The 23,768-nt window shown below is 66.1% G+C and carries 22 protein-coding genes; 7 read left to right on the forward strand and 15 right to left on the reverse strand.

Annotation, left to right across the window (positions count from 1 at the left end; all coding sequences use genetic code 11):
• Nucleotides 1–381 precede the first annotated feature (381 nt).
• Together ctrA and sciP are read right to left on the reverse strand one after the other, a co-directional pair.
• Entirely contained in the window at nucleotides 382–1,098 is a 717-nt protein-coding gene (ctrA, locus tag E7811_RS01585) for a response regulator transcription factor CtrA (protein ID WP_136392847.1), read from the reverse strand.
• Between the two features lie 95 nt (nucleotides 1,099–1,193).
• On the reverse strand, nucleotides 1,194–1,472 hold the full coding sequence (gene sciP / locus E7811_RS01590; RefSeq protein WP_136392848.1) for a CtrA inhibitor SciP: 279 nt from the start codon (nucleotides 1,470–1,472) through the stop codon (nucleotides 1,194–1,196).
• Nucleotides 1,473–1,629: 157 nt separating this feature from the next.
• Between sciP and mnmA the strand changes: the two genes are divergently transcribed.
• Nucleotides 1,630–2,769, forward strand: a complete 1,140-nt coding sequence (gene mnmA / locus E7811_RS01595) for a tRNA 2-thiouridine(34) synthase MnmA (protein WP_136392849.1) — start codon at nucleotides 1,630–1,632, stop codon at nucleotides 2,767–2,769.
• Between the two features lie 79 nt (nucleotides 2,770–2,848).
• Here the strand turns inward: mnmA and lpxB are convergent, their stop codons facing one another.
• The 13 genes from lpxB to pyrH form a co-directional block, all read right to left on the reverse strand.
• Nucleotides 2,849–3,988, reverse strand: a complete 1,140-nt coding sequence (lpxB, locus tag E7811_RS01600; protein ID WP_136392850.1) for a lipid-A-disaccharide synthase — start codon at nucleotides 3,986–3,988, stop codon at nucleotides 2,849–2,851.
• Entirely contained in the window at nucleotides 3,985–4,791 is an 807-nt protein-coding gene (locus tag E7811_RS01605) for an LpxI family protein (protein WP_136392851.1), read from the reverse strand. Before E7811_RS01605 ends, lpxB begins: the two co-directional genes overlap by 4 nt.
• Entirely contained in the window at nucleotides 4,788–5,570 is a 783-nt protein-coding gene (gene lpxA, locus E7811_RS01610; protein ID WP_136392852.1) for an acyl-ACP--UDP-N-acetylglucosamine O-acyltransferase, read from the reverse strand. Before lpxA ends, E7811_RS01605 begins: the two co-directional genes overlap by 4 nt.
• The gene (gene fabZ / locus E7811_RS01615; RefSeq protein ID WP_136392853.1) at nucleotides 5,567–6,055 is read right to left on the reverse strand and encodes a 3-hydroxyacyl-ACP dehydratase FabZ; all 489 of its coding nucleotides are present in this window, start codon (nucleotides 6,053–6,055) and stop codon (nucleotides 5,567–5,569) included. Before fabZ ends, lpxA begins: the two co-directional genes overlap by 4 nt.
• 59 nt (nucleotides 6,056–6,114) lie before the next feature.
• Nucleotides 6,115–6,687, reverse strand: a complete 573-nt coding sequence (locus E7811_RS01620) for an OmpH family outer membrane protein (RefSeq protein WP_136392854.1) — start codon at nucleotides 6,685–6,687, stop codon at nucleotides 6,115–6,117.
• Nucleotides 6,687–9,077 carry an outer membrane protein assembly factor BamA gene (gene bamA / locus E7811_RS01625; RefSeq protein WP_136392855.1) on the reverse strand — a complete coding sequence of 797 codons (2,391 nt, stop codon included), beginning with the start codon at nucleotides 9,075–9,077 and terminating at the stop codon, nucleotides 6,687–6,689. The genes E7811_RS01620 and bamA overlap by 1 nt, the downstream gene beginning before the upstream one ends.
• Before the next feature lie 138 nt (nucleotides 9,078–9,215).
• Nucleotides 9,216–9,365, reverse strand: a complete 150-nt coding sequence (locus E7811_RS17860) for a hypothetical protein (protein WP_168732900.1) — start codon at nucleotides 9,363–9,365, stop codon at nucleotides 9,216–9,218.
• Nucleotides 9,366–9,457: 92 nt separating this feature from the next.
• A complete protein-coding gene (rseP, locus tag E7811_RS01630) occupies nucleotides 9,458–10,795 on the reverse strand; it encodes an RIP metalloprotease RseP (RefSeq protein ID WP_136394178.1) in 1,338 nt (445 codons plus the stop codon).
• A 5-nt stretch (nucleotides 10,796–10,800) separates the two neighbouring features.
• Nucleotides 10,801–11,988, reverse strand: coding sequence for a 1-deoxy-D-xylulose-5-phosphate reductoisomerase (gene dxr / locus E7811_RS01635; protein ID WP_136392856.1), 1,188 nt, complete (start codon nucleotides 11,986–11,988; stop codon nucleotides 10,801–10,803).
• A 3-nt stretch (nucleotides 11,989–11,991) separates the two neighbouring features.
• Nucleotides 11,992–12,825 (reverse strand): phosphatidate cytidylyltransferase, encoded by an 834-nt coding sequence (locus E7811_RS01640; RefSeq protein ID WP_246020154.1) that lies wholly within the window; start codon nucleotides 12,823–12,825, stop codon nucleotides 11,992–11,994.
• Entirely contained in the window at nucleotides 12,822–13,565 is a 744-nt protein-coding gene (gene uppS / locus E7811_RS01645) for a polyprenyl diphosphate synthase (protein WP_136392857.1), read from the reverse strand. The genes E7811_RS01640 and uppS overlap by 4 nt, the downstream gene beginning before the upstream one ends.
• 26 nt (nucleotides 13,566–13,591) lie before the next feature.
• Nucleotides 13,592–14,155 (reverse strand): ribosome recycling factor, encoded by a 564-nt coding sequence (gene frr / locus E7811_RS01650; RefSeq protein WP_136392858.1) that lies wholly within the window; start codon nucleotides 14,153–14,155, stop codon nucleotides 13,592–13,594.
• Between the two features lie 297 nt (nucleotides 14,156–14,452).
• Nucleotides 14,453–15,178: a UMP kinase gene (gene pyrH / locus E7811_RS01655; protein WP_136392859.1), complete on the reverse strand. Its 726-nt coding sequence runs from the start codon at nucleotides 15,176–15,178 to the stop codon at nucleotides 14,453–14,455.
• Nucleotides 15,179–15,371: 193 nt separating this feature from the next.
• Here pyrH and miaA point away from each other — a divergent pair, with 193 nt between their 5' ends.
• From miaA to E7811_RS01685, 6 genes are all read left to right on the forward strand, one after another.
• Complete coding sequence (gene miaA, locus E7811_RS01660) at nucleotides 15,372–16,259, forward strand: tRNA (adenosine(37)-N6)-dimethylallyltransferase MiaA (RefSeq protein ID WP_136392860.1); 888 nt, start codon at nucleotides 15,372–15,374, stop codon at nucleotides 16,257–16,259.
• Nucleotides 16,260–16,458: 199 nt separating this feature from the next.
• Nucleotides 16,459–17,256, forward strand: a complete 798-nt coding sequence (locus E7811_RS01665) for an AraC family transcriptional regulator (protein WP_136392861.1) — start codon at nucleotides 16,459–16,461, stop codon at nucleotides 17,254–17,256.
• A 238-nt stretch (nucleotides 17,257–17,494) separates the two neighbouring features.
• Complete coding sequence (locus E7811_RS01670; protein WP_246020155.1) at nucleotides 17,495–19,138, forward strand: ABC transporter substrate-binding protein; 1,644 nt, start codon at nucleotides 17,495–17,497, stop codon at nucleotides 19,136–19,138.
• A 112-nt stretch (nucleotides 19,139–19,250) separates the two neighbouring features.
• On the forward strand, nucleotides 19,251–20,297 hold the full coding sequence (locus tag E7811_RS01675) for an ABC transporter permease (RefSeq protein WP_136392862.1): 1,047 nt from the start codon (nucleotides 19,251–19,253) through the stop codon (nucleotides 20,295–20,297).
• Nucleotides 20,298–20,309: 12 nt separating this feature from the next.
• The gene (locus tag E7811_RS01680) at nucleotides 20,310–21,518 is read left to right on the forward strand and encodes an ABC transporter permease (protein ID WP_136392863.1); all 1,209 of its coding nucleotides are present in this window, start codon (nucleotides 20,310–20,312) and stop codon (nucleotides 21,516–21,518) included.
• Between the two features lie 93 nt (nucleotides 21,519–21,611).
• Complete coding sequence (locus E7811_RS01685) at nucleotides 21,612–23,708, forward strand: dipeptide ABC transporter ATP-binding protein (protein WP_136392864.1); 2,097 nt, start codon at nucleotides 21,612–21,614, stop codon at nucleotides 23,706–23,708.
• The last annotated feature ends 60 nt before the right edge of the window (nucleotides 23,709–23,768 follow it).

A 23,768-nucleotide genomic window follows, 5' to 3' on the forward strand; every position in this document is an offset into this window, starting at 1 on the left:
ACCGGGCGGGCAACCCGGTGCTGTGGCCATCGTGCGCACGGGCAACCGGGCACATGGGCAACCGGGCACATGGGCAACCGGGCACATGGGCAACCGGGCGCATCAGCCACCCGGCACATCAGCCGCCGGATGCACGGGCAACCTGACGCACGGGCCTTCGGGCGAGCGGCTCACCTGACACACGGACCATCGAAGACGCTTGTCCGCAAAAGAACGGGCGGCCTTTCGCGGTTCCTGTCGTTCGCCTTGCATCGGGCGCAAAGGCCATCGGGGCCGCTTGTCTTGGGTGGCGGGGTCGCTTGCCTCGGGGACGCGGTGCAGGACCGGCGCGGACGCATGCGCGCGCGGGCGGCACCGGGAGCGTGCCACGGCACGCGCGGGTCAGGCCCCCATCGCGATCTTGCGCAGGTTCCCCGTGTCGGGCGTGGGGTCGCGCAGCACATAGCCCCGGCCCCAGACCGTTTCGATATAGTTCTGACCGCCCGTCGCCTCTGCCAGTTTCTTGCGCAGCTTGCAGATGAAGACATCGATGATCTTCAGTTCGGGTTCGTCCATGCCGCCGTAAAGGTGATTGAGGAACATCTCTTTCGTCAGGGTGGTGCCCTTCCTGAGGCTCAGAAGTTCCAGCATCTGGTATTCCTTGCCGGTCAGGTGCACGGGCGTTCCGTCCACATCCACCGTCTTGGCGTCAAGGTTGACCGAAACCTGGCCCGTCCGGATCACCGATTGCGAATGGCCCTTCGACCGGCGGATGATGGCATGGATACGCGCGATCAATTCGTCGCGGTGAAAGGGCTTGGTCAGATAGTCATCGGCCCCGAAACCGAACCCCTTGATCTTGTTGTCGGTATCGTCGGCCCCCGACAGGATCAGGATCGGCGTTTCCACCCGCGCAAGACGCAACTGGCGCAGCACCTCATGCCCGCTCATGTCGGGAAGGTTCAGGTCCAGCAGGATCAGGTCGTAATCGTAAAGCTTGGCCAGATCGATGCCGTCCTCGCCCAGGTCGGTGCAATAGACGTTCAGGTTGGAATGGGTCAGCATCAGCTCGATGCTGCGAGAGGTGGTGGGGTCGTCCTCAACCAGTAAGATGCGCATTCGAATGTCTCCGTCAGAAGCCAGGTTCGTCAGGGAATGTGGAAGCGTAATGGTTAACCGCACGTTACTGTGGCAGAACGAAATGAGAAAACAATCTAAAGTTGTCGATATTTTTGAAGCGCCGTCACTTTCAGCCCGTCGGGGCCGTGCCGGGCCACCGCGTCGTGCCACAGCAGGAACTCTTCCTCCGACAGGCCATAGCGTTCGCAGGCCTCTGCCCGTGTGATCAGGCCGTGCGCCACGGCCCGCACCACGATGGCCTTGCGGCTGGCCACCCAGCGGCGCGTGTCGGCCGGCGGCAGATCGGCCCGCGAAAGGATTGTCCCGTCCGGCAGCGTCACCTGCCGCGGACCGTGGACTTTTTTCAGATACATGGCGCACTCCTTCCTGCACACACCCGCAAACGGCGCCAGACTGGCGGCCTGTGTTTAAACAAGGGTGAAGCCCGGGGTTGAGTGTGCCGAGCATTTTCCTATATTCCGCTGGAATTCCGGCGGCGCGGCCGCCCTCTCCCCGCAAAGGCATGGTCCGATGGCGCTTGATCAACCGCTGAACTCGCTGGGTCTGGCCAAGGCTCCGAAGGACACGCGCGTCGTGGTCGCGATGTCGGGGGGCGTCGATTCCTCGGTCGTGGCTGCGATGCTCGCCGAGGAAGGCTATGACGTGGTGGGTGTCACGCTGCAGCTTTACGATCACGGCGCGGCCCTGGCCAAGAAAGGCGCCTGCTGCGCGGGCCGCGACATCCATGACGCGCGCCGCGTGGCCGAAACGATGGGCTTTCCGCATTACGTGCTGGATTACGAGAACACCTTCCGCGAGGCGGTGATCGACGAATTCGCCGATGCCTATCTGGCGGGCGCGACGCCGGTGCCCTGCATCCGTTGCAACGAACGGGTGAAGTTCAAGGACCTTCTGGCCACGGCCAAGGATCTGGACGCCGATTGCATGGCGACGGGCCATTACATCCAGCGCAAGATGGGCGCGGCGGGGGCGGAATTGCACTGTGCCGCCGACCCGGCCCGCGACCAGAGCTATTTCCTGTTCTCGACCACGCCCGAGCAACTGGATTACCTGCGCTTTCCGCTGGGTCATCTGGCGTCGAAGGCGGAAACGCGCGCGCTGGCGTCGAAATACGGGCTGCCGGTGGCCGACAAGCCCGACAGCCAGGACATCTGCTTTGTCCCCAATGGCAACTATGCCGCGGTGATCGAAAAGCTGCGCCCCGGCGCGGCCGATCCGGGCGAGATCGTCGACATGGATGGCCGCGTGCTGGGAAGCCACCGCGGGGTGATCCATTACACCATCGGGCAAAGGAAGGGCCTTGGCATCGGCGGGCTGGAAGAGCCGCTGTATGTCGTGCGGCTGGACCCTGACGCGCGGCGCGTGATCGTGGGGCCGAAGGCCGCGCTGTCCACCCGAACCATACCGGTGCGCGAGATCAACTGGCTGGGGGATGCGCCCTTTGCCAGCCAGGCGGAATGGCATGTGAACGTGAAGGTCCGGTCCACCCGGCCGCCCGCCCCTGCCATCGTCCGCCCGCTCTCTGCCAGCGAGGCCGAGGTGGAACTGCTGACGCCCGAGGACGGCGTAAGCGCCGGGCAGGCCTGCGTCTTCTATGCGCCCGAGGGCAGCCGCATCCTGGGCGGCGGCTGGATCTGGCGCGGTCGGTAGGCGGGAAGCGGGCCAAATTCCTTTGAAGGAATTTGGCAAGATCTTTCGAAAGATCTTGCCTCCGGCGGGGGTATTTCGATCAGGTTGAAGCCTGCGGCAGATGCGCCAGAACCGACCGCGCCGCGCGCAGGCCCGGCGGTTCGCCCCCGCGGCCGAGCCGGTCCATCGTCAGTTCCATCGCCCGCATCTGTGCCGCCCGTGCATCGGCATCGTCCAGAAGCGCAAGCAGGGCCGGGGCGATCAGGTCGGGGCGGCACCGGTCGCCGATGAACTCGGGGACGACGCGGGTTTCAGAGACCAGATTGACCAGCGTCACCGTGTCGATCAGCGCGGCGCGGCGCATCAGCCACAAGGTCATCGGATGCATGTCGTAGGCGATGACCATCGGGCAGGCGTTGGCCGCAAGTTCCAGGCTGACCGTGCCCGAGGCGGCGATCGCCACATCGGCCGCGGCGAAGGCCGCGCGCTTTTCGGCGGCATCCTCGACGATCCAGGGCTGCACCGGCCAGTCGGCCGCGAGGCTGCGCACGAGGTCGGCCACGCCGCGCACGGTGGGCAGCACCACCTTCGCGCCGGGATGGCGCAGCTTCACCAGCGCCAGCGTCTGCCCGATCACCGGGGCCAGGCGGCGCACCTCACCCTGCCGCGATCCGGGCAGGGCCAGGACCAGCGGCCCTGCCCCCCGGAACGGCGCGGCCTCCTGCGGCGAGGCCAGCGGTTCGGCCACCACCGGATGCCCCACGAAATCGCAGGTCATGCCCGCCGCCTGCATGTAGGGCGGCTCGAACGGCAGAAGTGCCAGCACATGGTCGATGACGCGGGCCATCTTCGCCGCCCGTCCCGGCCGCCAGGCCCAGACAGAGGGCGCGACGTAATGGATCGTGCGGAAGCCGGGGCGCGCGGCTTTCACGATCCGCGCCACGCGAAGGGAAAAATCCGGGCTGTCGATGGTGATGATCGCATCGGCACCGCTGGCCAGTGCGGCCTCGGCCGTCTGGCGGATGCGGCGCCTGAGGTGGAGGTATTTCGGCAGGACCTCGACCAGCCCCATGACCGACAGTTCCTCCATCGGAAAGAGGCTGTCGAGCCCCTCGGCCTGCATCAGCGGCCCCCCGACACCGGCGAAGGTCACGCCGGGGGCGAGGTCCTTCAGCCCCGCCATCAGCGCCGCGCCGAGGCGGTCGCCCGAAGGCTCGCCCGCGACGACAAACAGCCTCATGGCTGGCGCGCCCAGAGAAAAAGCCCCGCCGCACCGGCCCGCGCCACCATCTCGGCCCGGTCCAGGAGGATCACGCCGCCCGCCTCCCAGGCGATGCCCGCGAGGCCAGCGGCGGCGGCGCGGGTGACGGTGTCGGGGCCAAGCGTGGGCAGGTCCACGCGGCGGTCCTGTCCGGGCTTGGGCGCCTTGTAGAAGACGCCCTTCGCCCCGGCCGGGTCGGGGCGGCGGGCGGTCTGTGCCACCCAGTCAAGCATCGCATCCGTGCCCGGCAGGGCCTCGACCGCGAGGCAGAGTCCCTGCGCAACGACCGCCCCCTGCCCCACATCCACCGCCCCCAAGGCCTGAACGATGGCAGCAGCGCGGACGGCGTCGGCCTCGTCCGCCGGACCGGGTGCCCCGCAAAGAACGCCGGGGCCGGGCACCAGATCGGGGGCGATCTGTTCGACCCCCAGAACGGCCAGGCCTGCCTCTTCGAAGATGGCGATCACGGCGCGCAGCGTGGCGTCGTCGCCACCCTGTATCGCGGCCAGAAGGCGCGGCACCATCTGCGCGGTCAGAGGATCGAACAGCGCCGGGTCCAGCCGCGGGCGCTGCACCGCGCCGGCAAAGGCGACGCGGCCGATCCCCCTGTCCTGCAACTGGCGCAGGAACGGCACCAGCCGTTCCACCCGAAAGACCAGATCGGCGGCGATCCCCTGGGGGGCGAAGCCCTCGAGCGCGCAGACAAGCGGCGGTGCGGCCATCGCGGCGGCCAAGGCCGCGGGCAGACGGCCCGCCCCGGCTATGATCGCCGTATCCGTCATTTCGGCGTCAGGAAAGACCGGTCCGAGGCCGACAGGATGAAATCGGTCATCTCGCGCACATGGGTGCTGTCGGTTTCCTCGGCCAGGCGGCGGGCGCGGTCAAGGAAGGTACCCTCGCCCTGCGCCAGCATCTGATAGGCTGCCCGCAGTGCAGTGATCTCGGCCCGGTCGACGCCGCGCCGCTTCAGCCCGACAAGGTTCAGCCCGTCCAGATCGCCACGCGGCCCCTGCACGAGGCCATGGGGCAACACGTCATTCGTCACCATCGTGACCGCGCCGATGATCGCGCCACGGCCCACGCGCACCCATTGATGCACCCCCGACAGCCCGCCGACGATCACGTCGTCGCCGATCTGGCAATGTCCGGCGATGGCGGCCTGATTGGCCAGGATCACCCGGTCGCCAAGCCGTGCGTCATGGCCCACATGGGCGCCCGTCATCAGCAGGCAATCGTCGCCGATCTGCGTCAGCCCCCCGCCGCCTTCGGTGCCGGTGTTCAGCGTCGCGCCCTCGCGGATGCGGCAACGCGCGCCCACGATCAGCCGCGTGCGTTCGCCGCGATACTTCAGGTCCTGCGGCACCTCGCCCACGCAGGCGAAGGGAAAGATCACAGTCTCGTCGCCCACCTCGGTCCAGCCGGTCACGACGGCGTGGGATTTCACCACCACGCCCCGGCCAAGCGTCACCTCGGGTCCGATGATGGCGAAGGGGCCGACCGTGCAGCCTTCGCCGATCACGGCGCCAGGTTCGACGATGGCGCTTGGGTGGATCTGTGTCATGCGGATTTCTTCGGCAGGTCCATCATGGCGGTGAATTCGCATTCGCAGGCGAGTTCCCCCTCGACCATGGCGCGGCCTTCGAACTTCCACACCTTGCCGCCGCCGCGCTTGACGCTGACATGCAGTTCCAGCACGTCGCCCGGCACCACCATCCGGCGGAATTTCACCGCGTCGATGCCCATGAAATAGACCAGCAGGTTCTTGTCGGCCAGATCCATCGACACCCCCACCAGCACGCCCGAGGTCTGGGCCAGCGCCTCGACGATCTGGACGCCCGGAAACACCGGCTTGCCGGGGAAATGGCCCTGGAACTGGGGTTCGTTGAAGGTGATGCACTTGATGCCGACGGCAGAGGTGTTCGGTACGATGTCGCGAACCTTGTCGACCAGAAGGAACGGATAGCGGTGCGGCAGGATGCGCTGGATCAGTGCCAGATCGGCGGAAAGGGTCGCGGCATCGCCTGCATTTTCCGGGGCGTCGGTCATCGGGGTCTCCATGATTTCCGCCTTGGTTAGCAATTCGCACCCCGGCGGGCAAGCCGGGCCTATTCCGGCAGGGCCGATCCGTCGCCCAGCTTGGCGTCGATCCGCGCAATGGCCGTATCGGTGATGTCGATCCGGTCGAAGGACAGGATCACCGCATTCTTGTCGATGATCGCCACCGCGCCCTGTTCGGCCATCAGTTCGGCAAGAATCGGAACGGCGGTTTCAAAGAACCGCTGGCGTTCGGTCTCTCGATCCTGCGTGATCGACCTCGCCTTGGCTTCCTGGGCCGCGCGGATGCCTTCGACCTTGGCGTCGAAGGCCTCGGCAAGGGTGCGGAATTCGTCGGGCGGCAGGGTCTTGCGCTGTTCGGTCAGCGCGCGTTCCTCGGCTTCGAGATCGGCCTCGATCCGGCGGTTTTCGGCCTGAAGCCCGCGCGAGGCTTCCTCGATCCGCGCCTGCACGGCCTTGCCGTAAAGCGTGCCGGAAAACAGCCTGTCCTGCGACAGCAGCAGGACCTGCGGCGCTTCGGGCAATGGCTGCGACAGCGGCAGGGACGACGCGTCCTGCGCAAGCACGGGCGAGGCTGACAGTGCAGCCCCCGCCAACGCCAGCACGAGCCGCGCCCGGAACATCAGAACTTCGTCGAGATGGTCAGGTCGAAGTTCTGTTCCTTGTCGTAGGTTTCCTTGTTGATCGCGCGCGAGAAGTTGAAGCGCAGCGGACCAATGGCCGTGGTCCAGAACAGCGACACGCCGACCGCGGACCGCAAGTTCAGGCCGTCATCCACCGGGCCGGCCGTGCCGCGCACGTCATCGAGGCTCCACACCGAACCCACGTCGGCGAAGACGCCGCCGGTCAGCCCGTATTCCTCGGGCAGGCCAAGCGGGAATTCCGCCTCGAAACGGGCGACGGCGAACAGGTTGCCGCCCAGGGCGTCCTCGTTCGTCGCGGTCAGGTCGCGCGGGCCGATGCCGTTGGGTTCGAAGCCACGGATCTTGCCATTGCCGAAGAAGCGGTCGGTGACGCGGCTGGTGCCGCCGTTCAGCATCTTGATCGCCCCGCCCTCAACCACGGCGCGCAGCGTCACGTCCTCGTTGAAGACCTTGGTTTCTGCAAGGGCCAGGGCCGAGGTGGTCACGCTTTCGATGTCACCGCCCACACCGGCAAAGTCCTGCCCGAAGCGCAGCAGGATGCCGCCGTTCGGATTCTGCCCGCCGATGCGCGTGTCGTAGCTGAAGGTATAGCCGATCGAGGAACTGAACGGGCTGCCCTGACGTTCCTCGCGCAGAAGGATCCGCGAGGACCCGTTCGAGGTTTCGTCTTCGGGCGTCGCCGGATCGTCGACCATGCCGCGATCCACGCTGCGCACGGTGTCCTTCTTCATCGAATAGCGCAGTTGCAGCCTGCTGAACTCGCCGATGGGGAATTCGATCGACGGGATGATCCCAATGCGCCGCGTGTCGTAGAACGAATTCTCGTTGTCCGTCACGTTGTAATAGCTGTTGAACGTGAACTCCAGATCCCGGCCCAGAAGCGCGGGTTCCTTGAAGTAGAGAGAGGACGACGTGCTGTCGGTCCCCGACGACACGTTGATGCCCACCGTCTGCCCGCGACCAAGGAAGTTCGTCTCGGTCAGGCCGACATTGACGCCCACCCCGTTCGAAACCGAATAGGAGGCCCCGAAGCTGAGCGAGCCCGTCGGCTGTTCCTCGACATCGACGTTGACGACGACCTGATCGGGGCCCGAGCCCTGTTCCGCCTCGACCCGTGCATCCGAGAAGAAGCCAAGGGCGCGGATGCGTTCGGCCGACTGCCGGATGGCGCGCGGGTTGAAGGGATCGCCTTCGACCGTGGTGAACTGGCGGCGCACGACCTCGTCCAGCGTGGTCGTGTTGCCTTCGATGTCGATCCGTTCGACAAAGATGCGCTGACCGCGGGTCAGCACGAAATCGACGTCCAGCGTCTGGTCACGGTCGTTCCGGCTGATGCGCGGTTCGACACGCACAAAGTTCAGCCCCTTGCGCAGGGCAAGGTTTTCCAGCCGGGCAATGTTGTTTTCCACGATCGACGGCGAATAGGTGACACCCGGACGGATACGCAGCAGCGCCTCGAATTCGGCGGCGTCGATCTCGTCGATCTCGCTCGATGCGCTGATCTGGCCGAAACGGAAGCTTTGCCCTTCACGGACAGTGAAGGTGACGAACGTCGCGTCGCGTTCGCGGGCGAGTTCGGCGGTGGCGTCCAGAACCTGGAAATCAATGTAGCCGCGCGACAGGTAGAAGTCGCGCAGAAGCTGCTTGTCCAGTTCGATCCGGTCGGCAACGAAGGTGTCGCGCTGGATGAAGGTGCGCAGGATGCCCGCCTGCTTGGTTTCCAGGACCTGCCGCAGGCGGCGGTCGGAATAGTCGCGGTTTCCGACGAACGAGATGCGCTCGTTCTCGACCACCCGGCCCTCGGCGACCTCGAAGACCAGATCGACGCGGTTGTCCGAACGGCGGATGATACGCGGCTCCACCGTCACGGCAAGGCGGCCGGACTGGCGATAGGCCTCGGTGATGTTGGCGGCGTCCTGTTCGGCCTGGGCGGGCGAATAGATGCGGCGCGATTTCGACTGCGCGATCTCGGCCAGCTGTTCGTCCTTGATGCGGCGGTTGCCCTCGAAGTTGACGATGTTGATCGTCGGGTATTCCTTGACCTTGATCACCAGCGTGCCGCCCTGCGGCGCAAGTTCCACCGTCTCGAACAGGCCCGAATTCACGATGCGCTGATAGGCGTCGTTCAGTTCGGCCGCGCTGACCTGCTGGCCCCGACCGATTCCCGCGAAGCGCAGGATCGAGGCCGCATCGACGCGGTCATTGCCTTCGATCTCGACCTGGGTGAAGGCATAGCTCTGTGCCGAAGCCTGCCCGATGATCGTGGTGCAAACGGCGGTTCCGGAAAGGAAAACCGCGACGGCGGCGCGACGCAGGAGCGCCCCCTTGCCAGTGCCCCGCGCCGGTGTCGCGCATGTCGCCTTGGTCATCTGTCCGCCCCGTCAAAAGATATCTGTCCGACTTCCTGACTAGCGGGATTGGCGGGCCTTGTCAAAACGGATGGCGCCGGATCGGGGCCACAGTTGCGGATCAATCGCAATCTGTTGCGCAATACCACATATGGGGGATCAGGGGGCCATCATCGGCTGCATCAGGGCAGAGCCCAGGAAGGCGCCGGCCAGCAGGCCCACGATGACGGTGCCAAGCGTGAACAGCCAATCCCAGTTGAGATTGACGAGGAAAGATAGCCCGCGATAGCCCTTCAAGACGGTTTGCATGACGGTTCAGTCCTTCTGCTTGCGCACGCGATACCTAGCCCGGGAATGTGGCCAGATTTTGGCGTCCGGCCCGCGGGGTTTCGCGCAGGGCGTCAGGTGCAGAACAGATCGTTCGAGATCGCGAACAGCATGAAGGACAGAAGAAGCGCAAGACCCGCCGTCATCAGGATGCGCATCGCACGTTCCGAAGGCGGGCGGCCGGTGACCGCCTCGTAAGCGTGAAACACGAGGTGTCCGCCGTCCAGCACGGGGATCGGGAAAAGGTTCAGGATGCCGATCCCCAGCGACAACACCGCGAGGCGGGTAAAGAACTCCTCGACCCCGCCGCGCGCGGCCTCGCCCATCATGTCGGCCATGCCGATCGGGCCCGAGATGTTGCAGGTGGAAATCGCGCCGGTGACGATGTGCCAGAGGCCCGACATCGAGGTCACGGCCAGATCCCAGGTCTGCGTCAGGGCAAGCCGCATCGCCTCGACCGGGCCGGGGGTGCGGGTGGCGGGTTCAAAGACCAGCCCGCCCGTCAGGCCGATCAGCCAGCGGGTTTCAAAGCCGCCCTCGGCCTTGGGCAGGTCGCGCCGGCGCGGGGTCAGCGTGACATCCTCTTGCGCGCCCTCGCGCCAGATCGTCAGCGTCAGGGGCTTGTCCCCCGTCGCCTCGACGATCGCGGGCAGTTCGGCGAAGGTGGCCACCGCGCGGCCGTCCACCGCAAGGATCACGTCGCCCGCCTTCAGCCCGGCATCGCCCGCCGCCGACAAGGGATGCACCTGCCCCACCAGCGGCGGCAGCGGGTGCGGGCCTTTCAGGTCGATCTCCTGCCCGTTGCGGATCACGCGGTAATCGACCTCGGGCACTGCGGGAAGGCCATCCATCGCCGTCGAGAAGGCTTCGAAATCCGGTGTCGGCTGTCCGGCCAGCGCGATGATCCGGTCGCCGGGGCGGATCGTCTCGCCCACATAGGGCGTGGGTTTCAGCTTGCCCACCACGGGTTCGTCGGTGGCGATGCCCATCGTCCACAGAAAACCCAGAAAGACAGCGATGGTCAGAAGGAAGTTGAAGATCGGCCCCGCGGCCACGGTGGCGGCCCTCGCCCAAAGCGGCGCGCCGTGCATCGTATGGCGGCGCTCCTCGGCACTGAGCCCGGCCATCGCGTCGCCATCCACGCCCGAGGCGGCGTTCGCATCGCCCATGAACTTCACATAGCCGCCGAAGGGGATCGCCGCGATCTGCCATTTCGTGCCGCACCTGTCGGTGCGCGCGACCAACACAGGACCGAAGCCGATGGAAAAGACCTCGGCATGGATGCCCGACCAGCGGCCCACGATGTAATGCCCGTATTCATGGATGAAGACGATGATCGACAGGGCAATGATGAAGAAGGCAATCGTCCACAGTCCGCCGCCCAGCGTCGAGAATATCGTCGAGAAATCCAAGCCCGTCACCCGTTTCCGTTGCCTGCCGCCCGGGCCACGCGCGTGGCCTCCTGCCTTGCCAGATGGTCTGTTTCCAGCACTTCCTCAAGGGTCAGGGGGGCTTTTTGAAGGCGATTGTCGCGCGAAAGCCGGGCAAGCGTCTCTTCGACGACAGCTGCCATCTGCGGAAACCGCAGCCCCCCCGCGATGAAATGATCCAGCGCGATTTCCTTTGCGGCGTTGAAGGCCGCCCCTGCCCCGCCCCGCATCGCCATCACCTCGCGCGCAAGGCGCAGGGCGGGAAAGCGGTCAATGTCGGGCGCGCGGAAGGTCAGGCTGCCAAGCCGTGCCAGATCCAGCCGTGCAACCGGAAGCGGCGCACGGTCGGGCCAGTTCAACGCATAGCCGATCGCGTGGCGCATGTCGGGCGCGCCCATATGCGCCATCACCGCCCCGTCGACATAGCCCACCAGCGAATGGACGATGCTTTCGGGATGGATCAGCACCTCGATCCGGTCCGGGTCGATCCCGAAATATTCCCGCGTCTCGATCACCTCGAGCGCCTTGTTGAACATCGAGGCGGAATCGATCGTGATGCGCTGCCCCATCGCCCAGTTCGGATGCGCCAGGGCATCGGCCACGGTGGCCTGTTCCAGCCGGTCGCGCGGCCAGTCGCGCAGCGCCCCGCCCGAGGCGGTGACGATGATCCGTTCGACGCGGGCCATGTCCTCGCCCACCAGCGCCTGAAAGATCGCGCTGTGTTCGCTGTCCACCGGCAGGATGCGGGCGCCGTAGCGGCGGGCCTCGGCCATCAGCAGGGGGCCGGCCGTCACAAGCGATTCCTTGTTGGCCAGCGCCAGCGTCGTGCCGTGGCGCAGCGCGCGGAACCCCGGCGCCAGACCCGCCGCGCCGACAATCGCGCTCATCACCCAGTCGGCGGGGCGGTCGGCGGCCTCGACCAGCGCGGCGGCGCCTGCCGCGGCCTCGATCCCCGACCCGGCCAGCGCCGCGCGCAGGTCCGCAAGCGCGTCGTCATGCGCGGTCACGGCGATTTCTGCCCGCAGGGCGCGGGCCATTTCCGCCAGACGCGCGACGTTGCGCCCGCCGGTCAGCGCGACCGTTTCAAAGGCCGAAGGCCCGCCCGCCCGCATCATCAGGTCAAAGGTGGATTCCCCGATCGACCCGGTGGCGCCAAAGACCGATACCCTACGCATCGGCTATCCCCCGGCCAGCGGCAGGGGCATCACGAAGGACAGCGCCCAGACAAGGACCGTGGCCGTGGCAAGCGCGTCGAAGCGGTCCATCACCCCGCCATGGCCGGGAATCAGGTTGGAACTGTCCTTCACGCCCGTCCGGCGCTTGATCCAGCTTTCCGCGATGTCGCCCATCTGCCCGGTGAAGGCCACCAGCGGCGACAGGGCGACAAGGCCCCAGCCGCCCCAACCCGCCTGGACAAAGACAAGCCCCACCAGCGCCGCGCCGATCCACCCGGCGATGGTTCCGCTCCAGGTCTTCTTGGGGCTGATCGCTGGCCAGAACTTCGGCCCGCCGATCGTCCGCCCGGCGAAATAGCCCGCCACGTCCGAGGCGACCACCACGGCGACGATCCACAGGATCACCGGCAGGCCCGGATCGGCCCGGAGCGAGATCAGCGCAAGGCCGGTCAGCATGATGAGGAAGGCATAGGGCACGAAGGCCCGGCGATGCCGCCGCCCGCCCGGAAGCCCCGCCAGCGACGGAAGCGCCGCCAGCACGGCAGCCACGGGCAGGGTCCAGCCGCGATCCTGCGGCAGCAGCTCGATCGCCAGAAGCGCCGCGGCCCCGAGCACGCCCAGACCGACAGGCGGCAACGAGGCGCGCCCTTCGGTCATCCGCGCCAGTTCCCAGATCATCGCCCCGCAGGCCAGGATCACCAGCGCCGCGAAGGGCCAGCCGCCCAGCCAGATTTCCACGAGGCCGACGACGATCATCACGATGGCCGACAGCACCCGCGCCTTCAGGTCGCCCCAACGCGCGCCCGCGGCGCCGCCCGATGCCCCGGCCCCGCTCACGCGCCGGTCACTCCTCCGAAACGCCGTTCGCGCTGGCCGAAGCGGCCAACGATGCGGCCCAGTTCATCGGGTGTGAAATCGGGCCAGAGCGTTTCGGTGAATTCGTATTCGGCATAGGCCGACTGCCAGGGCAGGAAGTTCGAGGTGCGCGTCTCGCCCGAGGTGCGGATCACCAGATCGGGGTCGGGCAGATCGGCCGTGTCCAGATGGGCCGAGATCACCTCGTCGGTGACGGCATCGGGGCGCAGGCGGCCTGCGGCGATCTCGTCCGCGATGCGGCGCATGGCGCGCACGATCTCGTCCCGGCCGCCATAGTTGATCGCCACCGTCAGGTTGAGCCGTGACAGCCCCGCCGTGCGAGTCTCGATCCCGGCCATCAGGCGTTGCAGCTTGGCGTCAAGCCGCGAGCGATCGCCGATGAAACGCATCCGCACACCCTCTGCGGCCAGCCTGTCGGCCTCGCGTTCGATGTAGCGGGCGAAGATCGACATCAGCCCCAGCACCTCTTCGGTGGAGCGCTTCCAGTTCTCGGTCGAGAAGGCATAGATCGTCAGCCAGCGGATCCCCAGATCCGGGGCGCAGCGCACGATTTCCTTCACGCGCTCGGCGCCCTTGCGGTGGCCCACCAGGCGCGGCCAGCCGCGCAGCGTGGCCCACCGACCGTTGCCATCCATGATGATGGCGACATGGTCCGCAGCCCGGGGCTTCGGGGCCGTCTCGCGCGGTGTCGTGCTGGCCAATTCGGATGCCCCTGATACGATACAGGTCAGACCTGCATGATTTCCTGTTGCTTGGCCTCAAGCGCCTTGTCGACAGAGGCGATCGCCTTGTCGGTCAGGGTCTGCACCTCTTCGGACCACATCTTCTGGTCGTCCTCCGACATGCCCGCGGCCTTGGCCTTCTTGATCTGGTCCATCCCGTCGCGACGCACGTTGCGGATCGCGACGCGGGCGTGTTCGGCATATTGGGCCGCCACGCGCGTCAATTCGCGGCGGCGTTCCTCGTTCAGTTCGGGGATCGGCAGGCGGATGATCGGCCCGTCCACCACCGGGTTGATCCCCAGCCCGCTTTCGCGGATCGCCTTTTCGACCTTGTTGATCATGCCCTTGTCCCAGACATTGATCGTGACCATCCGCGGTTCGGGCACGTTGACCGTGCCAAGCTGGTTGATCGGCGTCATCTGGCCATAGGCATCTGCCTGGATCGCATCCAGCATCGAGGCCGAGGCGCGGCCCGTGCGCAGGGATGCGAATTCCATCTTCAGCGAGGCCATCGCGCCGTCCATCCGGCGCTGGATGTCGTCGAGGTCGATATCAAGATCATCAGACATGGGTCAGCTTTCCGCCTGTTGTTGTTGCACCGCGGGGCGGCCTTTCGCCCCTTCTAGCGATGTGACGCGGAAATTCAAAGACCCATTGGCGGGATCGGCGAGGAGACAGGACCGGGGGAATGATTGGTCACGGCGGATCCGCGCGCCCCTGCCCCGCAAGCAAAAGCAAAGCGGATTTTTCGCGGCACCGCTTCAGGGGCTTCCCGTCGACAGCACGGGCGGGATCTGTCGCGCGGCATCGAAATGGGCCTGCCGGGGGTTTCCGGGGGTTGCCGGGGTTTGCCAGTACGGCGGGGGTCAGCCCTGAACCTTGGTGTAGGTGCCCTTGCCCGCAAGGATGCCGCGGAAGCCGCCCGGTTCGTCGAGCGAAAAGACGATGATCGGCAGCTTGTTGTCGCGCGCCAGCGCGATTGCGGTTGCGTCCATCACGCCCAGGTTCTTTTCCAGCACCTCGTCATAGCCGACCGAGTCATAGCGTTTGGCATCGGCGTGCTTCTTGGGGTCCTTGTCGTAGACGCCATCGACCTTGGTGCCCTTGAACACCGCCTGGCAGGCCATTTCGTTGGCGCGCAGGGTGGCCGCGGTGTCGGTGGTGAAATAGGGATTCCCGGTTCCGGCGGCGAAGATGCAGACACGCTTCTTTTCGAGGTGCCGCACGGCACGGCGGCGGATATAGGGTTCGCAGACCTGATCCATCGGGATCGCGCTTATCACGCGGGTGAACACACCCAGCTGTTCCAGCGCCGATTGCATCGCCAGCGCGTTCATCACCGTGGCCAGCATCCCCATGTAATCGGCGGTGGTCCGTTCCATCCCCTGCGCCGAACCGGCGAGCCCGCGAAAGATGTTGCCGCCGCCGATGACCATGCAGATCTCGACGCCCAGATCGTGGACCGACTTCACCTCTTGCGCGATGCGCTGGACGGTGGGCGGGTTCAACCCATAGCCTTGGTCGCCCATCAGCGCCTCGCCCGAGATCTTGAGCATGACGCGGTTATAGGTGACTGCCGGTGCCTCGGACATGGATGGGCCTATCTGTTGCTTGGGTGACGGACGGTTGGGTGTTGGACTGCGGCGCAAAATGTCGGAAAACGGCGGCAGGTTCAACGGGTGTTGCGGACGACCGGCGCAGGCCGGGGGCGCTGTCCCCGGACCCACGGGATATTTCGGCCAGAATGAAAGCGAATTGGGCCAGAAGGAAAGAGGCGGGCGCGCGATGATCGACCTTTCCCGGATCGCCGGTTCGGTTCCGGACGGCACCCATGTGCTGATCGCGGGCCCCACGGCCAGCGGCAAGTCGGCGCTGGCGATGGAAATCGCAGCCCGCGGGGGCGGCGTGATCGTGAACGCCGATGCGCTGCAGGTCTATGCCCGCTGGCGCATCCTGACCGCCCGCCCCTCGGCGGAGGACGAGGCGCGGCTGCCGCACAGGCTTTATGGCCATGTCGGGCGCGACGAGGACTATTCTGTAGGCCATTGGCTGCGCGAGGTCGCGGGGCTTCTGGAGGAAGGGCGGCGGCTGGTGATCGTGGGGGGCACCGGGCTGTACTTCACCGCCCTGACCGAAGGGCTGGCGGATATTCCGCCGGTCCCGCCCGCGGTGCGCGCCGAGGCCGACGCGCGGATGGCCGATGAGGGCGCACAGGCCCTGCTGGCCGAGCTTGACCCTGCGACCCTTTCCCGGATCGACCGGCTGAACCCCGCCCGCATCCAGCGCGCCTGGGAGGTCGGGCGCGCCACGGGCCGGGGGCTGGCCGAGTGGCAGGACGCAACGCCGGCGCCGCTCTTGCCGCTGTCCGGGGCGGCGGCCTTTGTCCTGCGTCCCGATCGCGACTGGCTGGCGGCGCGAATCGATTCGCGATTCGAGGCGATGATGGCGGCGGGCGCGCTGGACGAGGTGCGCGCCGAACTGCCCTTCTGGAACCCCGCCCATCCCTCAGCCCGTGCGATCGGGGCGCCCGAACTGGTGGCGGTGCTGGCGGGCGAAATGACGCTCGATCAGGCCGTCGAGGCCGCCAAGGCCGCCTCGCGGCAATATGCCAAACGCCAGAGAACGTGGTTTCGCAATCGCATGGCGCATTGGGTTGGGGTTGCGCTTCCCTGACCGGGGGCCCCGCCGATCGGCCGCTTTCCGCCAGAAACGGCCCCGGCGGGCGGCAGTCTGCCGGTCGGCCGCATTTCTTCCCGCTCATGCCATTTTTTTGCTTGGGTGTCGGGGCATGGGCGGCTTACCTTAAGCACCGTGTGAGTGACATCATGCCCGTTCTCCCGATCCCAATGAGATCAAGACCGTCGGAGCAACCATGAACGACCTCTCGGCCCTGTCGCAACTGCGGCTTGTCGCCATCCCCAGACTTGCCACCGGCGGGCGCTGGCGGGTGGAGGCCATGCGGTCCCTTTCGGAGCCGCTTCTGTTGTGGTTCACCAAGGGCCAGGGACGGATCACCATTGCCGGATCGACGCGGGGCTACACGGCAAACAACGCGGTGTTCATTCCCCCAGGCGTCATGCACGGCTTTGAAGTCGGTCCGCAAGTCTTTGGCACTGCGGTATTTTTCGGTCGCGACTGTGACGTGACGCTGCCACGGGACGTGCATCACCTGCGGATCAAGGAAACCTTTGTCCAGCAGGAACTGAACGTGATCCTGGACGCCGTCGGGCGCGAGATGGACAGCGACACCCCCGCCCATGACCGCGCGACGCGGCATTACCTGGGGTTGCTGGGGGTCTGGCTGGAACGCCAGATCGCCCGGCAACAGGAGGACGCGCCCAAAGCCGATGCGACAAAGCGGCTGGTCGCCCGCTACACCGCATTGCTGGAGCGGGATTTCCGGTCGGGCATGCGTGTGGCGGATTTCGCGGCGGCGCTTGGCGTGACGCCCACGCATCTGTCGCGGTGCTGCCGGCAGACCTGCGGAAAGCCGGCCTCGGCCCTGCTGCACGACCGCCTGACATTCGAGGCGCGCAAACTGTTGAAGGAAACCCGCAAGCCCGTGGGACAGATCGCCGACGAACTGGGATTCACCTCGGCGGCCTATTTCACCCGCGCCTTCCAGCATCAGACCGGCCTGTCGCCCACGGCCTTCCGCCGCGCCGAATGATCCTTTCGGGGCTCTGGGTCGTCCGGATCAATGTCCATTAGCGACAAGACTGGTACGGTTCCGACACGCGCCGATGTCGCAAATGTTTCCCGACATGCCGAAACCAAGCGTTGACGCCGGGGCAAAAAAATTGCGCAATGCGCGCAGGGGAGCCTAGCCGTTCGTTCCGCTCCGGTCGTCCGGCGCGTGTCGGGAATGGTGCCCTGAAGAACAATAAATACCTGTCAGGGAGAAGACGATGTTTGACACGAAACCCACCGCCGAGGCGATCCATCCGGCGGCCTCGATGTATGCCGACGAGGTGCGCGCCGGCAAGATGAGCCGCCGCGAGTTCCTCGCCCGCTCCACCGCCCTTGGCGTCAGCGCGGCTGCGGCCTATGGCCTGATCGGCGCAACCATGCCGGGCGAGGCGAAGGCGCAGACTGCGGGCGGCACGCTGCGCATGCAGATGTCGCTCAAGGCGCTGAAGGACCCGCGCACCGCCGACTGGTCGGAAATCGCGAACTTCACGCGCGGCTGGCTGGAATACCTGGTCGAATACAACAATGACGGATCGATCCGCGGGATGCTGCTGGACAACTGGCAGGTCAACGAGGACGCGACCGAATACACGCTTTTCGTCCGCAAGGGCGTGAAGTGGTCGAACGGCGACGATTTCACCGCCGAAGACGTGGCCCACAACGTCGCGCGCTGGTGTGAAGCCGGGGTCGAGGGCAACTCGATGGCCGGCCGCATGGGCGGTCTGGTCGATGCCGACAAGAAGATGGTCCGCGACGGCGCGGTGACGGTCGTCGACAGCCATACCGTGAAGCTTGTCCTGCCTGCCCCCGACATCACCCTTATCGCGGGCATGGCCGACTATCCTGCGGCCGTGGTCCACAAGTCCTATGACAACGGCGACCCGCTGGCCTCGCCCGGCACCGGCGCCTACAAGCCCGAGACCTTCGAAGTCGGCGTGAAGGCTGTTCTGGTCAAGGCTGACCAGCCGTGGTGGGGCACCGATGTCTATGGCGGCCCTTATCTTGACCGCATCGAATACATCGACCTCGGCACCGACCCGGCTGCTGTCGTCGCCGCCGCCGAAGCCGAAGAGATCGACGCGACCTACCAGACGACCGGCGAATTCGTCGACATCTTCGACGGTCTGGGCTGGACCAAGTCCGAAGCCGTGACCTCGGCCACCCTGGCGGTGCGCTTCAACCAGCTTGCCGAAGAATACACGGACGTCAACGTGCGCCGCGCGCTGATCAAGGCCGTGGACAATGCCGTGATCCTGGAACTGGGCTACAACAATCAGGGCACCGTGGCCGAAAACCACCACGTCTGCCCGATCCACCCGGAATACTTCCAGCTTCCGCCGCTGGTGGTCGATCCCGCTGCCGCCAAGGCCGAGATCGAGGCCGCCGGAAAGGCCGACCATGAATTCGAGCTGATCTCGCTCGACGATGGCTGGCAGGCGGCGACCTGCGACGCGGTGGCGGCCCAGATCCGCGACGCCGGCATCAACATCAAGCGGACGATCCTGCCGGGTTCGACCTTCTGGAACGACTGGACGAAGTATCCCTTCTCGGCCACCGAGTGGAACATGCGTCCGCTGGGTGTGCAGGTTCTGGCACTCGCCTACCGCTCGGGCGAGGCGTGGAACGAAACGGCCTTCTCGAACGCCGAGTTCGACGCGGCCCTGGCCGAGGCCCTGTCCATCGCCGATGCCGACAAGCGCCGGGTCGTCATGGAGAAGATCGAAAAGATCATGCAGGACGAAGGCGTGATGGTGCAGCCCTACTGGCGCTCGCTCTATCGCCATGTCTCGGACAAGGTGTCGGGTTGCGACATGCACGCGACCTTCGAACATCACCACTACAAGTGGTCGATCACGGCCTGATCCCGTCGGGCGGGGGTGCGGAACAGACCGCGCCCCCCTCTGCACCTTCGTGACCCGGTGACCTGCAGCATGACTGCCGGGGCTGGTCCCATTACGGAAAGGGCGCACGGGAATGATTCGATTCCTGACGAAACGTCTGGTGACGCTGATCCTCTCGGCGTTGTGCATCACCTTCGCGGTTTTCTTCCTCACCACGCTTCCGCCGAACCTCGAAAAGCTGGCAAAGTCCGAGGTCGGCACGCGCATCACCGATGCCGAGGTGGCAAGCTGGCTTGAGAAGAACGGCTATGACGGGCCGATCCTGGCGCGTTACGGGGAATGGCTGGGCGTGGTTCCCGGCTGGACCTACACCGACGAGAACGGCACGACGCGGGGCCGCTGCATCGACGCGGGCATGCCTGCGGACGAGGCGCCGCGCTTCTGCGGCGTGCTGCAGGGCGACTGGGGCTTTTCCAAGGTGTTCCGCGAAGAGGTGTCCAACGTCATCAGCACACGCCTCGGCCTGACCGGATGGCTGATGCTCTGCGTCATGCTGGTCATGGTGCCTTCGGCGCTGCTGATCGGGATCCTCGCCGGGATGCGCGAAGGCTCGCGCCTGGACCGGTCACTGTCGACTTTCTCGATCGCCACCACCGCCACCCCCGAATATGTCTCGGGCGTCCTTTTCATCACGATCTTCGCCTCGTCGGTGACGGGCCTGAAATGGTTCAAGGGCATCGCGACCTCGGCCGCCGATGACATCACCTTCGAGAATTTCACCCTGCCCGTGCTGACCATCGCGCTTTACGGGATCGGCTACATCGCCCGGATGACCCGCGCCTCGATGGCCGAGGTGATGACGGCGCAATACATCCGCACCGCCCGCCTGAAGGGCGTCAGCTTCCGCAACGTGGTGATCCGCCACGCGCTGCGGAACGCGCTGATCGCGCCCTTCACCGTCATCATGCTGCAGTTCCCGTGGCTTCTGAACGGCGTGGTGATCGTCGAGACGCTGTTCAACTACAAGGGCTTCGGCTGGACGCTGGTGCAGGCCGCGGGCAACAACGACATCGAACTGCTGCTTGGCTGTTCGGTCGTGGCCGTGGTCGTGGTCCTGATCACGCAGCTCATCTCGGACGTGGGCTATGCCTACCTCAACCCCCGCATCCGGATTTCCTGAGGAGACGGCAGAATGGAACCCTTGGGATTTCTCGACATCACCGCAGCGCTCGCCGGCCGCTTCTGGCCGGTCTGGATCGCGCTGGCCGCGACCTTCGCCCTGTCGATCCTCTACAAGCGCAGGCTCGGCCTTTACGGCAAGCTGTTCGACAGCCCCGTCGGCATGACCGGCTTCGGCATCGTCATGTTCTGGGTCTTCACCGCGCTTTTCGCGAACCTGATCGCCACGCATGATCCGCTGACGCAGATCTCGGGGATGAAGAACGTCCTGCCCGGCACACCCGTCAGGGGCGCGGCCGAAGGCGCCTACGGCCACTACCTTCTGGGCGGCGACAACCTGGCGCGCGATGTCTTCTCGCGCATGGTGATGGGCGCGCGTTCGGTCCTGTCCATCGCCCCCGCCGCCACCGCCTTCGCCTTCATGGTGGGCATCACCCTGGGCCTGCCCGCGGGATATTTCGGCGGCAAGCTCGACACCGGGCTGTCCTTCGTGGCGAACCTCGTCCTCGCCTTCCCGGTGATCCTGCTGTTCTACCTGCTGGTCACGCCGGAAATCCAGCTGGCCGGGCCCTTGGTCACCATGCCCTGGTCGACCGAGGGCTGGCGCGCCTCGATCCCCAACATCATGGCGGCGGTGCTGTTCGTCTTCCCGATCATCTTCTTCTCGATCCTGTGGAACTCGCGCTATTTCACCTCGCCCGCGCGGCGGAACCTCTACGTCGGGATCACGCTTCTGTTCGGGCTCTGGGTCTATGCGGGCCTTGCCTTCGACGCCGATCCGACCGGGATCTGGTCGATGGACCCGAACCTGCTGAACGTCTTCGTCTCGGTTGTGTTCGTCAACGCACCCACCGTCTTCCGGATCATCCGGGGCCTCGTGATGGACATCAAGTCACGCGACTATGTGGCGGCGGGCATGACGCGCGGCGAAGGGCCGTGGTACATCATGCTGTGGGAAATCCTGCCCAATGCGCGTGGCCCGCTGATCGTCGATTTCTGCCTGCGCATCGGCTATACGACGATCCTTCTGGGCACGCTCGGCTTCTTCGGCCTCGGCGTGGCGCCCGAAAGCCCTGACTGGGGATCGACGATCAACCAGGGCCGCCGGCTTCTGTCGCAGTTCCCCCACCCCGCCATCGTGCCCGCGCTGGCCTTGATGAGCCTCGTGCTTGGCCTGAACCTTCTGGCCGACGGCCTGCGCGAGGAAAGCCTGAAGGACTGATGCGGACATCCCCCGCCGCATTTTCTGTCTGAAAATATCCCGGGGGTCCGGGGGCAGAGCCCCCGGACCCGCCGCCCGCCAAAGGAGAGCCCCATGGCCGACGCGACCCCATCCTGGGACCCCAGCCAGCCGATCCTCGAGATCGAGAACCTATCGATTTCCTTCTTCACCCGGCTTCGCGAGATCCCGGCGGTGATGGATTTCTCCTGCACCGTCATGGCGGGCGAGGCGATGGGGCTGGTGGGCGAGTCGGGTTGCGGCAAATCCACCGTGGCGCTTGCGGTGATGCGGGACCTCGGCAAGAACGGCCGCATCGTCGGCGGGCGCATCCGCTTCAAGGGCCGCGACCTGACCACGATGGGCGAAGAGGAGTTGCGCGCGATCCGGGGATCAGAAATCGCGATGATCTATCAGGAGCCGATGGCCAGCCTCAACCCCGCGATGCGGATCGGGGCGCAGCTGGCCGAAGTGCCGATGATCCATGAGGGCATGGCCAAGGAAAAGGCCTGGGAGCTCGCGCGCCAGATCGTCGCCGACGTGAAGCTGCCCGACCCCGACCGGATCCTGCGCTCCTTCCCGCACCAGCTGTCGGGCGGCCAGCAGCAGCGGATCGTCATCGCGATGGCGCTGATGTCCAAGCCCTCGCTCCTGATCCTCGACGAACCGACCACCGCGCTCGACGTGACGGTGGAGGCCGGGATCGTCGACCTGGTCAAGGACCTGGCGGAAAAATACGGCACCTCGATGCTGTTCATCAGCCACAACCTCGGGCTCGTGCTTGAGGTCTGCGACCGGCTTTGCGTGATGTATTCGGGCGAGGCGGTGGAAACCGGCAATGTCGAGGAAGTCTTCGACAAGATGCGCCATCCCTATACCCAGGCGCTGTTCCGGTCGATCCCGCTGCCCGGGGCGGACAAGAACGCGCGCCCGCTGGTGGCCATTCCGGGCAACTTTCCCCTGCCCCATGAACGGCCAAAAGGGTGCAATTTCGGCCCACGCTGCGACCATTTCGAAGAGGGTCGCTGCAACGCGACCGATGTGCCGATGTTCGACGTGCCGGACGCGCATCGCCACGAAAGCCGCTGCCTGAAGTTCGCCGAGATCGACTGGGATGCCCCGCCGCGCGCCGCCCGCCAGCACCACAAGACCCCCGTGGGCGAGGTCGTGCTGCGGATGGAGGACCTGAAGAAATACTACGAAGTCTCGGGCGGGGGCGTCTTCGGTGGCGGTCCGGCCAAGGTGGTGAAGGCCAACGAGACGCTGTCCTTCGAGGCCCGCGCGGGCGAGACGCTGGCCATCGTGGGGGAATCGGGCTGCGGCAAGTCCACCTTCGCCAAGGTGCTGATGGGGCTGGAAACCGCGACCTCGGGCAAGATCATGCTGTACGACCGCGACATCCAGAACACGCCGATCGAGAAACGGTCGACCGAAACGATCTCGGGCGTGCAGATGGTGTTCCAGAACCCCTTCGACACGCTGAACCCCTCGATGAGCGTGGGGCGACAGATCATCCGCGCGCTCGAAATCTTCGGTGTCGGCACGGATGACGAAGACCGCAACCGGCGCATGCTGGAACTGCTGGACCTCGTCAAGCTGCCGCGCGCCTTCGCCGAACGGATGCCGCGCCAGCTGTCGGGCGGGCAGAAGCAGCGCGTGGGGATCGCGCGGGCCTTCGCGGGTGGCGCCAAGGTGGTGGTCGCCGACGAACCCGTCTCGGCGCTGGATGTGTCCGTTCAGGCCGCCGTGACCGACCTTCTGATGGACATCCAGCGGGAAAACGGCACCACGCTTCTGTTCATCAGCCACGACCTGTCGATCGTGCGCTATCTCAGCGACCGGGTGATGGTGATGTATCTGGGCCATGTGGTGGAGATGGGCACCACCGATCAGGTGTTCCAGCCGCCCTACCACCCCTATACCGAGGCGCTTCTGTCCGCGGTTCCGATCGCCGACACCCATGTGAAGAAGAAGCGCATCGTGCTGGAAGGCGACATCCCCTCGGCGATGAACCCACCGCCCGGCTGCCCCTTCCAGACGCGCTGCCGCTGGAAGGCGCAAGTACCCGGGGGGCTGTGCGACCGAGAGGTGCCGCCGCTGCGCACGCTTGAGGGCGGACATCAGATCAAGTGTCACCTGCCGGACGATGTACTGGCCGGAATGGAACCGGTGATCAAGATCGCGGCGGAGTAGCGGCAGGGCTTCCCTTTTGGAATCCGGCGTGAAACGTAGGCAGGGATGTTCCGCGCGTGA

The sequence above is a fragment of the Aliigemmobacter aestuarii genome, from assembly GCF_004799285.1.
GTDB lineage: Bacteria > Pseudomonadota > Alphaproteobacteria > Rhodobacterales > Rhodobacteraceae > Aliigemmobacter > Aliigemmobacter aestuarii.